The organism is Longimicrobiaceae bacterium, assembly GCA_035936415.1.
GTDB lineage: Bacteria > Gemmatimonadota > Gemmatimonadetes > Longimicrobiales > Longimicrobiaceae > JAFAYN01.
In genome coordinates this window covers 1-10,015 of record DASYWD010000289.1, presented here as the reverse complement: position 1 = coordinate 10,015, position 10,015 = coordinate 1, and the positions used below count along the sequence as shown (strand labels likewise).

Sequence of the window (10,015 nt, the reverse complement as noted above, 5' to 3'; positions counted from 1 at the left end):
CCCCGTGGGCGGGGCCGCGGGGTGGCTGGTGGCCGCCGGCCTGGCGTCGCTCCTCCTCACCCACCACACCTTCCACCAGCCGCTCGCCTTCGGCTGGGTCGTCGCTTCGGTGCTGGGAATCGCGCTCTTCGCCATCGCGCTGTACGTGGCGGCCGAGCGCCGCCGCTCCGCCACGCTCCGCGAGCGCCTCGCCGCGCTGGAGGCGGAGCTTGCGCGGGTGCGCGCCCACGCGCTGGGTGGGGAAGGGGCTCTGGGGACGGCGTAAGGACGCGCGTGCCGGGGCGCGGGTGAGCGGCGCCTGATCCCTCACCCCCGCTCCAGCAGCGCCACCGGGAAGTCCGCGAACAGCTCGTCCACGGCGAGCGCCGTACCGCCCCCGCGCTCGACCCCCTCCACCTCCGCGCCGGTGAGCACGTTCCGCCAGCGCCCCGCCAGGATCCCGTCGCTGCCCTCGATCCAGGTGTCGCGCCACGCCTCCGCGTCCGGGAGGGCGAAGCCGCGCTCCCGCATCATCGTGGCCGGGAGGCGGGGCACCGCCGCCACCACCTCCGCGCCGCCGCCCCGGCGTGCGAAGGCGAACACGTGCCCCACCCGCGCCCCCGCCGAGGTGAGCGGCAGGTACTCGCCGTCCAGGAAGGTCTCCGGGAGCGCGTTTCGCAGCGCGAGCGCCCGGTGCGTCAGGTACAGCTTGATCCGCCCGTCCTCCCAGCGCTCCACCAGCTCCCGCGCCAGCGCCGCCGTGTCCCCGTCCTCCAGCCGCTCGCGCAGCTCCCGCAGCAGCCGCCGGCGGAGCTCGTAGTCCACCGGGCGGCGGTTGTCCGGGTCCACCAGCGAGAAGTCCCACAGCTCCTGCCCCTGGTACACGTCCGGCACCCCGGGCGCCGCCAGCTTCACCAGCGTCTGCGCCAGAGAGTTCAGCATCCCCATGCGGGCCACGATCGGCTGCAGCCGCAGCAGGTCGTCCACGAACGCCCTGCTCCCGCTCCGGTCCAGGATTGCCGCCACGAACTCCTTCAGCCCCGCGTCGTAGCCCTCGTTCGGCTCGATCCAGCTCGTGTGCTCCTTGGCCTCACGCGTGGCCTTCTCCATGTACCCCTGGATCCGGGCGACGAAGTCCTGGTGCGCCTGGTCCTCCGTGGCGCCCAGCGGCCACGCCCCCACGAGCGTCTGGTAGAGCAGGTACTCGTCCCCGGGGGCGGGAACCGGGTGCTCCTCGTCGTCGTAGCGGCGGCTCCGGCGGTTCAGCTCCGCCCAGGTGGTGACGTGCGCCTCCCACAGGTCGGGGACCTCCGAGAGCACGTCGATGCGGGCGCGCACGTCCTCGCTCCGCTTGGTATCGTGCGTGGACGAGGTGGAGAGCGCGTGCGGCCAGTGCTCCGCCCGCTCCCGCAGGTAGCGGTGCAGCTCCTCCGGGGGGACGCCGAAGTGGTCCGGCTCTCCCCCCACCTCGTTGAGCGACACCAGCCGGTTGAAGACGTAGAAGGCGGTGTCCTCCACCCCCTTCGCCATCACCGGCCCGGTGAGCTGCTGGAACTTCATCACGAAGCGGGCGTGCTCCTTCCGTGCCTCCTCGTCCAGCCCCTCCGGCCAGTCCAGGAGGAGCACGCTGCGCACGAAGTCGAAGAGGGAGCGGCTCATGGCGGGGTTGCGGCGCCGCGCCGCGCGCACCGCCTGCTCCACGTAGGCCCGGTCGCGCTCCGACACCCGGCCCGCGAAGGCGTCGACGTAGGTGCGGTAGACGGGGAAGCCGGCGATCACCTCGCGCAGCGCGTCGTGGAGCAGCCCAAAGGTGAAGTCGCGCGAGCGGCGGCTCCGCTCCGAGATGCGCCCCAGCATGGTGGTGAGCACGTTCAGCTCGCTCACCAGCGACGACTCCAGGATCAGCCGCTTCTTGCGGTAGGCCAGCTCCGGGAAGCGGATCCGCTCGTGCGCGAAGCGGCCGTAGATGGTGTCCATCGCGGCCTGGTTGTCGCCGGCCACGAACAGGCCGTTCACCCGGTTCAGGAACTCGTACCCCACCGTCCCCGCCGTCCGCCAGTCGTCCGGGATCGTCTCGTCGCCGGTGAGGATCTTCTCCACCACCACGTAGAAGCGCTCGTCGTCGGGGTCCACCCCCGCCGTCTCCACCTGCAGGTCGCGCAGGTAGTCGTGGGGGTGGAAGAGGCCGTCCGGGTGGTCGATCCGGAGCCCCGTGACCTTTCCCTCGCGCACGAGCTGCAGGATCAGCCGGTGGGTGGCCTGGAACACCTCCCCCCGCTCCACCCGCACCCCGGCCAGGTCGTTCACGTCGAAGAAGCGGCGGTAGTTGATCTCCTCCGCCGCCACCCGCCAGAACGCGAGCCGGTACGCCTGGTCCTCCAGGAGCGCGTCCAGCCGGTCGAAGGAGCGCGGGTCGCCCGGCGTGCCGTTGTACTCCGCCACCGCCTCGTCCAGCGCCCGGCGGACCTCCGGCGAGCCGCCGTACAGCGTGCGCAGGCGGCGCTGCGTCACCGTCTTCTCGCGCCGGCGCTCGGCCACGCTCGCGGCGTCGGTGCGGCGGCGCGCGGGGAGCCGCTCCAGCGCGGTGACGATGCTCTCCAGCTCCATCCGGTCCGGGTGGTCGGCCTCCAGCTCCTCCAGCCGCTCCAGCGCCAGCCGGAGCACCGCCGCCGTGGGCCCGGGGGCGGAGGGGAAGCGGGTGTCCCAGTACTCCACGTAGAAGCGCCCCTCCTCGTACACCAGCCTGAGCTCGCCGCGCTCCAGCACCACGCCGTACTGGTCGCCGAGCACGGGGAGGAGCACCTTCCCCTCCAGCTCCGGCTTGTACGGCGCCCAGTCGATGTCGAAGTACGCCGCGCGGGGCGAGCTGGGGCCGTTCTCCAGCACGTCGTTCCACCAGGGGTTCGCCCCCGCCGCCACCCCCATGTGGTTGGGGACGATGTCCAGCAGGTGCCCCATCCCGTGCTCGCGGAGGAGCCCCGTCATCCGCGCGTGCTCCTCCGGGGTGCCGATCTCCGGGTTGAGCCGGTTGTGGTCGGTGATGTCGTAGCCGTGCAGGCTCCCCGGCCGCGCCTGCAGGTAGGGCGACGCGTACAGGTCCGAGACCCCCAGCTCCGCCAGGTACGGCACGAGCTCCGCGGCGTCGCGGAAGGTGAAGAGGTGGTTGAACTGGAGACGGTAGGTGGAAAGGGGTACGCGGCCTGCCGCGGGGTGGCGGTTCTCGCTCTGGTCCGACACGTGCGCTCCCGGAAGTTCGTGGGCGATGGCTTCCCCGCCCGTGCGGGGGCCCACCGGCACAGCAAGAAGCGCGCAACGCGCCGCGGCCCTCGTCGGTTGCGGCGCGCGTCCTGCATCCGCCGGGGCGCATCCGGACCGCGGTCCGGCCCCCCCGTGCACGCACGGCCGAACGCAGAACCCGAGGCTCGATGGACGAACGGCTGAAGAAGCTCGACCCCCGCTGGCACGTGCCCGGCTTCCTGGAGGACGCCGTCACCGCCTGGCCGGGGCGGCCGTACCCGCTCGGCGCGGAGTGGGACGGCGAGGGCACCAACTTCGCCATCTACTCCGAGCTGGCGCGCGAGGTGGAGCTCTGCATCTTCGACGCCCCCGACGACGACGAGCCCTCGCGCACCTACCGGCTCCGGGAGCGGAGCGCCTTCGTCTGGCACGGCTACGTTCCCGGGGTGGGGCCGGGCACCTACTACGGGTACCGCATCAACGGCCCGTACGAGCCGGCGCGGGGGCACCGCTGCAACCCCTTCAAGCTCCTCATCGACCCCTACGCCCGCGCCATGGCCGGGAAGGTGGACTGGTCGACGCACCCGTGGGCGTACCCGTTCGACCAGCCGGGCGAGGACTGGGTGCTGGACGACACCCCCGACGCGGGGGGGGTCCCCAAGGGGGTGGTGGTCGACACCTCCTTCGACTGGCAGGGCGACCGGCCCCCGCGGATCCCCTGGCACGAGACGGTGATCTACGAGGCGCACGTGAAGGGGCTCACCATGCTCCACCCCGGGGTCCCGGAGGAGATCCGCGGCACCTACCGGGCGGTGGCGCACCCGGCGGTCGTCGCGCACCTCAAGTCCATCGGGGTCACGGCCATCGAGCTCCTCCCCGTGCACGAGATCGCCGACGAGTACCACCTGATCGAGAAGGGGCTCGTCAACTACTGGGGGTACGCCTCCATCAACTACTTCTCCCCCGCCGGGCGCTACGCCCACGCCCGCGACTACGGCGAGCAGGTGCGCGAGTTCAAGGAGATGGTGCGCGCGCTCCACGCCGAGGGGCTGGAGGTGATCCTGGACGTGGTCTACAACCACACCTCGGAGGGGAACCACCTGGGGCCCACCCTCTCCTTCAAGGGGATCGACAACCCCACCTACTACCGCCTGGTGCCGCACGCCCCCCGCTACTACATGGACTACACGGGGACCGGCAACTCGCTGAACCTCCGCAACCCGCAGACGCTCCAGCTGGTCATGGACAGCCTGCGCTACTGGGTGGAGGAGATGCACGTGGACGGCTTCCGCTTCGACCTGGCCTCCACGCTGGCCCGCGAGCTCCACGCGGTGCAGAAGCTCTCCTCCTTCTTCGACGTGATCCACCAGGACCCGGTGATCTCGCGCGTGAAGCTGATCGCCGAGCCGTGGGACGTCGGCGAGGGCGGGTACCAGGTGGGGAACTTCCCCGTGCTCTGGGCCGAGTGGAACGGCAAGTACCGCGACACCGTGCGCGCCTACTGGCGCGGCGACCCGGGGACGCTGGGCGAGCTGGGGTACCGCCTCACCGGCTCCAGCGACCTGTACGAGGAGGACGGCCGCCGCCCGCACGCGAGCATCAACTTCGTCACGGCGCACGACGGCTTCACGCTGAACGACCTGGTCTCGTACAACCACAGGCACAACGAGGCCAACCTGGAGGAGAACCGCGACGGCCACGGCCACAACATCTCCTACAACTTCGGGGTGGAGGGGCCCACGCAGCGCCACGACATCATCCGCCAGCGGGAGCGCCAGAAGCGCAACTTCATCGCGACCCTCCTCCTGTCGCAGGGGGTGCCCATGATCTGCGGCGGCGACGAGATGGGGCGCACGCAGTACGGCAACAACAACGCGTACTGCCAGGACAACGAGATCTCCTGGATCGGGTGGAACCTGACCGGGCGCGGCCGGGCGCTCCTGGAGTTCACGCGCCGCGTGGCGAAGCTCCGGCGCGAGCACCCCACCTTCCGGCGGCGCCGCTTCTTCCGGGGGCGCCCCATCCGCGGCTCCGGCGTCAAGGACATCAGCTGGGTCCGCCCGGACGGCCACGAGATGACCGACATGGAGTGGAACTCCGGCTTCGTGAAGGCGTTCGGGATGTGCCTCTCCGGCGACGCCATGGAGGAGTGGAACGAGCGCGGCGAGCAGATCGCCGACGACACCTTCCTCCTCCTCTTCAACGCGGACGGCGGCTCCATCTCCTTCACCCTCCCGGAGTACGGCGACGCGGAGGAGTGGGAGGTGACGCTGGACACCAACCGCCCCGAGATGGCGGAGGGCGTGGAGGTGCACGCGGTGGGCGGGGAGTTCCCGCTGGAGGGGCGCTCCATGGTGGTGCTGCGCGCCCGCCACGACGGGCTGAGGCTCGCCGGGGACGAGGACGGGAACAGGGGAGGCACGGGGGACCTGGACGCGCGGGAGGAGACGTGGAAGCGACCGGAGGAGGAGAGATGAGCGGCGTGGCGGCGGAGCGGACGCTGGGGGCGCGCGTCGAGAGGGGGGGCGTGGAGTTCCGGGTCTGGGCCCCGGGGCACGAGCGCGTGGACGTGGTGCTCTACGGCGCGGGGGGGGAGCGGGACCACCCGCTCGCCGCCCAGGCCGAGGGATGGTGGAGCGTACGGGTGGAGGGGATCGGGGCGGGGGCGCGCTACCGGTACCGGCTGGACGGGGGGGACGCGTTCCCGGACCCGGCGTCGCGATTCCAGCCGGAGGGGGTGCACGGGCCCTCCGAGGTCGTGGACCCGGAGGCGTTCCGGTGGACGGACGGGGGGTGGAGGGGGATCCCGCTGGAGGAGATGGTCGTCTACGAGCTGCACGTGGGGACCGCCACGCCGGAGGGGACCTTCGAGGCGCTGATCCCCCGGCTCGACCACTTCGTGGAGCTGGGTGTGACGGCCATCGAGATCATGCCGGTGGCCGAGTTCCCGGGGGCCCGCAACTGGGGGTACGACGGGGTGGACCTCTTCGCCCCCGAGAGCTCGTACGGCGGGCCGGAGGGGCTGCGGCGGCTGGTGGACGCCGCGCACGGGCGCGGGCTCGCCGTGGTGCTGGACGTGGTCTACAACCACTTCGGGCCGGAGGGGAACTACCTCCCGCTCTTCACCAGCGGCAAGGTCTTCACCGAGCGGCACCACACCCCCTGGGGCGCCGCCGTCAACTACGACGGCGAGGGGAGCGCGGCCGTGCGCGAGATCGTGATCGGCAACGCCCTGCACTGGGCGCGCGAGTACCACCTGGACGGCCTCCGCCTGGACGCCACGCACGCCATCATCGACGACTCGCCGACGCACGTGCTGCAGGAGCTGGCCGCCCGCGTCCGCGACGCGCTGGGGCCGGAGCGCCGCTTCGTGGTCTTCGCCGAGGACGAGCGCAACGAGCGGCTCCTGGTGACCCCGGTGGACAGGGGCGGGCTGGGGCTGGACGGCGTCTGGGCGGACGACCTGCACCACCAGATCCGCGCCTGCGTGGCCGGCGACCGGGAGGGGTACTTCGCCTCCTACTCGGGGAGCGTGGAGGACGTCGCGGAGACGCTGCGGAAGGGTTGGTACTACGAGGGGCAGCGCTCCCCGCACACCGGCGAGGCGCGCGGCACCCCGGCCGAGGGGATCGCGTACCCCCGCTTCGTGCAGTGCATCCAGAACCACGACCAGGTGGGGAACCGCGCCCTGGGCGACCGCCTGAACCACGGCATCTCTCCCGCGGCGTACCGCGCCGTCTCCGCGTTCCTCCTCCTCACGCCGGCCACCCCGCTCCTCTGGATGGGGCAGGAGTGGGCCGCCTCGTCGTTCTTCCAGTACTTCACCGACCACCCGGAAGAGCTGGGGCGGCTGGTGACGGAGGGGCGGCGCGAGGAGTTCAAGGGCTTCTCCGCCTTCGCCGACCCGGCGACCCGCGAGCGCATCCCGGACCCGCAGGACCCGGAGACCTTCCGCCGCTCGAAGCTGAACTGGGACGAGCGCGAGCGGCGGCCGCACGCGGGGGTGCTGGCGCTGTACCGCGAGCTGCTGGCGCTGCGGCGCGCGGAGCCGGCGCTGCGGGAGCGCGGGCGCGAGCACTTCCGCGCTTCCGCCCTGGACGACGACGCGCTGGCGGTGCGGAGGGAGGCCCCGGACGGGAGCGCGCTCCTGCTGGTGGTGGCCTTCCGGGGGGAGGTGCGGGTGGACACCGCGGCGCGGGCCGACACGCGCCCGCCCGCCGGACGGGGGTGGGAGCTGCTGCTGGCCACGGAGGAGGGGCGCTTCGGGGGGGAGCTGGAGGGGGAGGTGGCCAGCCTCGCCCCCGGGGGGGAGCTGCGCATGGAGGGCCCCGGGGCGGTGCTGCTGCGCTCCGGCTGAGCGGCGGATTCGCCACACGGAGCGGGCCGCGGGACCGGTTGTTGCAAACACGGCCCCACGGACCCCGGATCCGCGGCCTGCGCGGGCCGGACGGTCGCGTTGTTTCCTGGACGGGGTCGGGAGGGATGCCGGCTCCGGGCGCGGTGGGCAGACCCAACCACTCGAACGGAGGGAAGAAGAAATGGCGGACATCGACATCGAACGGAAGAGCGGCGGATCCATCTGGCCGTGGCTCCTGGGGCTGCTGGCGCTGCTCCTGATCGGCTGGCTGCTGTGGGAGATGTTCGACGACGACGAGGCCGAGGTGCTGGAGCCCGCCGCCGCCGTCGTGGAGCCCGCGCCGGAGCCCGGCGTCGCCCCGGTGGCGGCAGGGGCCGCGGTCGTGCCTCCCGCGGTGGAGCAGTACATGACGACCTGCGCGCCGCGCGACGCCGCCAGCATGAGCATGGACCACCAGTACACCAGCGACTGCATCCAGCGGCTGGTCGCCTCGGTCGATGCGGTGCTCCAGAACCCGGAGATGACCGGCGTCAACGTGCAGGCGCAGCTGCAGGACGCGCGGCAGGCGGCCGAGCGCCTGGTGCAGACCCCGGAGACATCCACGGAGCACGCGGGGATGGTGCGCAACGCCTTCACCTCGGTGGCGACGCTGATCAACGCGATCCAGGACCAGCGCTTCCCGGCCCTGGACGCTCAGGCGGGCCAGCTGGAGCAGACCGCGCAGTCCGTGCAGCCCGGGCAGCAGCTGCTGAACCAGCGGGACGCGGTCCAGAACTTCTTCCGCCAGGCGGGCGACGTGCTGCAGAGGATGGCCGGCGGCGCCGCCGGATAGTCGCAGGACCCGGCCCGCGCCACCAGGCGCGGGCCGGGCCGGAGCCCACCACCACCCCGACTCCCCGGAGTATCCCGCATGCCCGCGTGGGCTTCCGACTTCCTGTTCCGGACCGAGCCCATCGTCTGGGTGCAGCAGTTCTTCGGGTACGGCCACCCGCTCCCCTTCCGGCTCGTCGACCTGCTGGCCACCAACTGGGGCGTGGTTCTCGTCGCGGGCCTGGCGCTCTGGCTCTGGGGGCGGGAGGACGTCTACGCCCTGGCCGGAGTCGTCCTGGCGGAGGCCGTCGTCAACGTGCTGCTCAACCTGGTGATCGACGTCCCCCGTCCCAGCGGCCCGGAGATCGTCAAGTACGAGCACGTGAACCTGGGCTCCTTCCCCAGCGGGCACGTCTTCACCGCCACGGTGCTCTGGGGGCTCCTCTGGGCGCGGGGGCGCGTGCCGCTCTGGCTCTCGGCGCTGGTGGTGGCGGCGGTCGGGGTCGGGCGGATGTACCTGGGGGTGCACTACCTGACCGACGTGGTGGGCGGGGCGCTCCTCGGAACCCTGCTGATCTGGCTCTTCCGGAGGGCGTGGCCGGCGGCGCGCGCGTGGCTGGGGGAGCGCTCCCAGGGCTTCTTCCTGGCCGCGGGCGCGCTGGGGATCGCGGCCACGGTGGCCGGGCTGCTCCTGGTCTTCGAGCGGAGCCCCTTCCTCTGGAACTCGGCGGGGGTGGCGGTCGGGGGGACGGTGGCGCTCCTGGCGGAGCACCGCCTGGTGGGGTACGAGCCCGCCTGGCGGGGCGCGGCCGGCGCGGCGGCACGGGTCGCCGTGGGGCTGCTGGGGCTCGTCCCCCTGCTGGTGGTGGAGAAGCGCACCGGCGAGGAGGCGCTCGCGCTGGGGGCGGTGCTGCTCGCTCTGGGCGCGCTCTGGGCGCTGCTCGCCGTCCCGGCCCTGTTCCGGTGGTGGGGGTGGTCCCGGGGCGAGGAGCGGGCCGTCCGGGCGGTGCCCCGTCCCGCTTCCGCCTGAGCGGGCCGGGGATCCGGTGCATGCTGAAACATTTCCGAAATTCCGGTGTAACCTTCGTCGACGCCGGAGCACTCCCCGGCGTCCCGCCCCGACGTTCGCCCGCGCCGCGCCTCCCCGCGCGCCGTGGGCGGCCACGTTGGGGCCCGGACGCCGCAGGGTGGCACGGGCACGCATCTTACGCGTGCCGCCGGCCACGACGAGCCCCCGCTCCCGACCCGCGACCCATCGCGAAGGCGGGTCCCCTGCCGCACCGGGCAGGCCCCGCGACGCCACACACAGGAGTGCCGACATGAACGGAAACGGTTCGAATCGGATCCGCGAAGAGGACATGTACGTGAACCGCGACGCGCACCCCGGTTGGCCCACGGCGGCCGAGCGGACCGTCAAGGCGGGTGACGAGGTCCTCTGTGTCAGCGGGACGGCGGAGGTGGTGAAGGTGCTGGGGCGTACGGGCGACGGGAGCCGGCTGCTGGAGCTTAAGCTCAAGAACGTCCAGGGCGCCAAGCCCTTCTTCGCGGCGGCGTCCAACGTGCTGGTGCCGCCCGCCAGGGCCGCGGCCTGACGGTTCGAGCCCGAAGATGCAGAGAGCGCCCCCCCCCGCC

General features: G+C 72.7%; 7 protein-coding genes. 6 read left to right on the top strand and 1 reads right to left on the bottom strand.

Annotated elements, in window-relative coordinates; genetic code table 11:
* The coding region (locus VGR37_11635; GenBank protein HEV2148045.1) for a hypothetical protein at positions 1-265 on the top strand (265 nt) is incomplete at its 5' end.
* Between the two features lie 41 nt (positions 266-306).
* On the opposite strand, the gene treY is transcribed toward VGR37_11635, so the two are convergent.
* Positions 307-3,216 (bottom strand): malto-oligosyltrehalose synthase, encoded by a 2,910-nt coding sequence (treY, locus tag VGR37_11630; protein HEV2148044.1) that lies wholly within the window; start codon positions 3,214-3,216, stop codon positions 307-309.
* 188 nt (positions 3,217-3,404) lie between these two features.
* Here treY and glgX point away from each other — a divergent pair, with 188 nt between their 5' ends.
* From glgX to VGR37_11605, 5 genes are all read left to right on the top strand, one after another.
* Positions 3,405-5,693, top strand: coding sequence for a glycogen debranching protein GlgX (gene glgX, locus VGR37_11625; GenBank protein ID HEV2148043.1), 2,289 nt, complete (start codon positions 3,405-3,407; stop codon positions 5,691-5,693).
* A complete protein-coding gene (treZ, locus tag VGR37_11620) occupies positions 5,690-7,573 on the top strand; it encodes a malto-oligosyltrehalose trehalohydrolase (protein HEV2148042.1) in 1,884 nt (627 codons plus the stop codon). Before glgX ends, treZ begins: the two co-directional genes overlap by 4 nt.
* A 181-nt stretch (positions 7,574-7,754) precedes the next feature.
* Complete coding sequence (locus VGR37_11615; GenBank protein ID HEV2148041.1) at positions 7,755-8,405, top strand: hypothetical protein; 651 nt, start codon at positions 7,755-7,757, stop codon at positions 8,403-8,405.
* Between the two features lie 78 nt (positions 8,406-8,483).
* A complete protein-coding gene (locus tag VGR37_11610; protein HEV2148040.1) occupies positions 8,484-9,413 on the top strand; it encodes a phosphatase PAP2 family protein in 930 nt (309 codons plus the stop codon).
* Positions 9,414-9,702: 289 nt separating this feature from the next.
* The gene (locus VGR37_11605; protein ID HEV2148039.1) at positions 9,703-9,975 is read left to right on the top strand and encodes a hypothetical protein; all 273 of its coding nucleotides are present in this window, start codon (positions 9,703-9,705) and stop codon (positions 9,973-9,975) included.
* The last annotated feature ends 40 nt before the right edge of the window (positions 9,976-10,015 follow it).

Excerpts from the sequence above, each read along its gene's own strand:
- VGR37_11615 (HEV2148041.1), top strand. The coding sequence starts at position 7,755 with ATGGCGGACATCGACATCGAACGGAAGAGCGGCGGATCCATCTGGCCG.
- glgX (HEV2148043.1), top strand. The coding sequence starts at position 3,405 with ATGGACGAACGGCTGAAGAAGCTCGACCCCCGCTGGCACGTGCCCGGC.
- treZ (HEV2148042.1), top strand. The coding sequence starts at position 5,690 with ATGAGCGGCGTGGCGGCGGAGCGGACGCTGGGGGCGCGCGTCGAGAGG.
- VGR37_11610 (HEV2148040.1), top strand. The coding sequence starts at position 8,484 with ATGCCCGCGTGGGCTTCCGACTTCCTGTTCCGGACCGAGCCCATCGTC.
- VGR37_11605 (HEV2148039.1), top strand. The coding sequence starts at position 9,703 with ATGAACGGAAACGGTTCGAATCGGATCCGCGAAGAGGACATGTACGTG.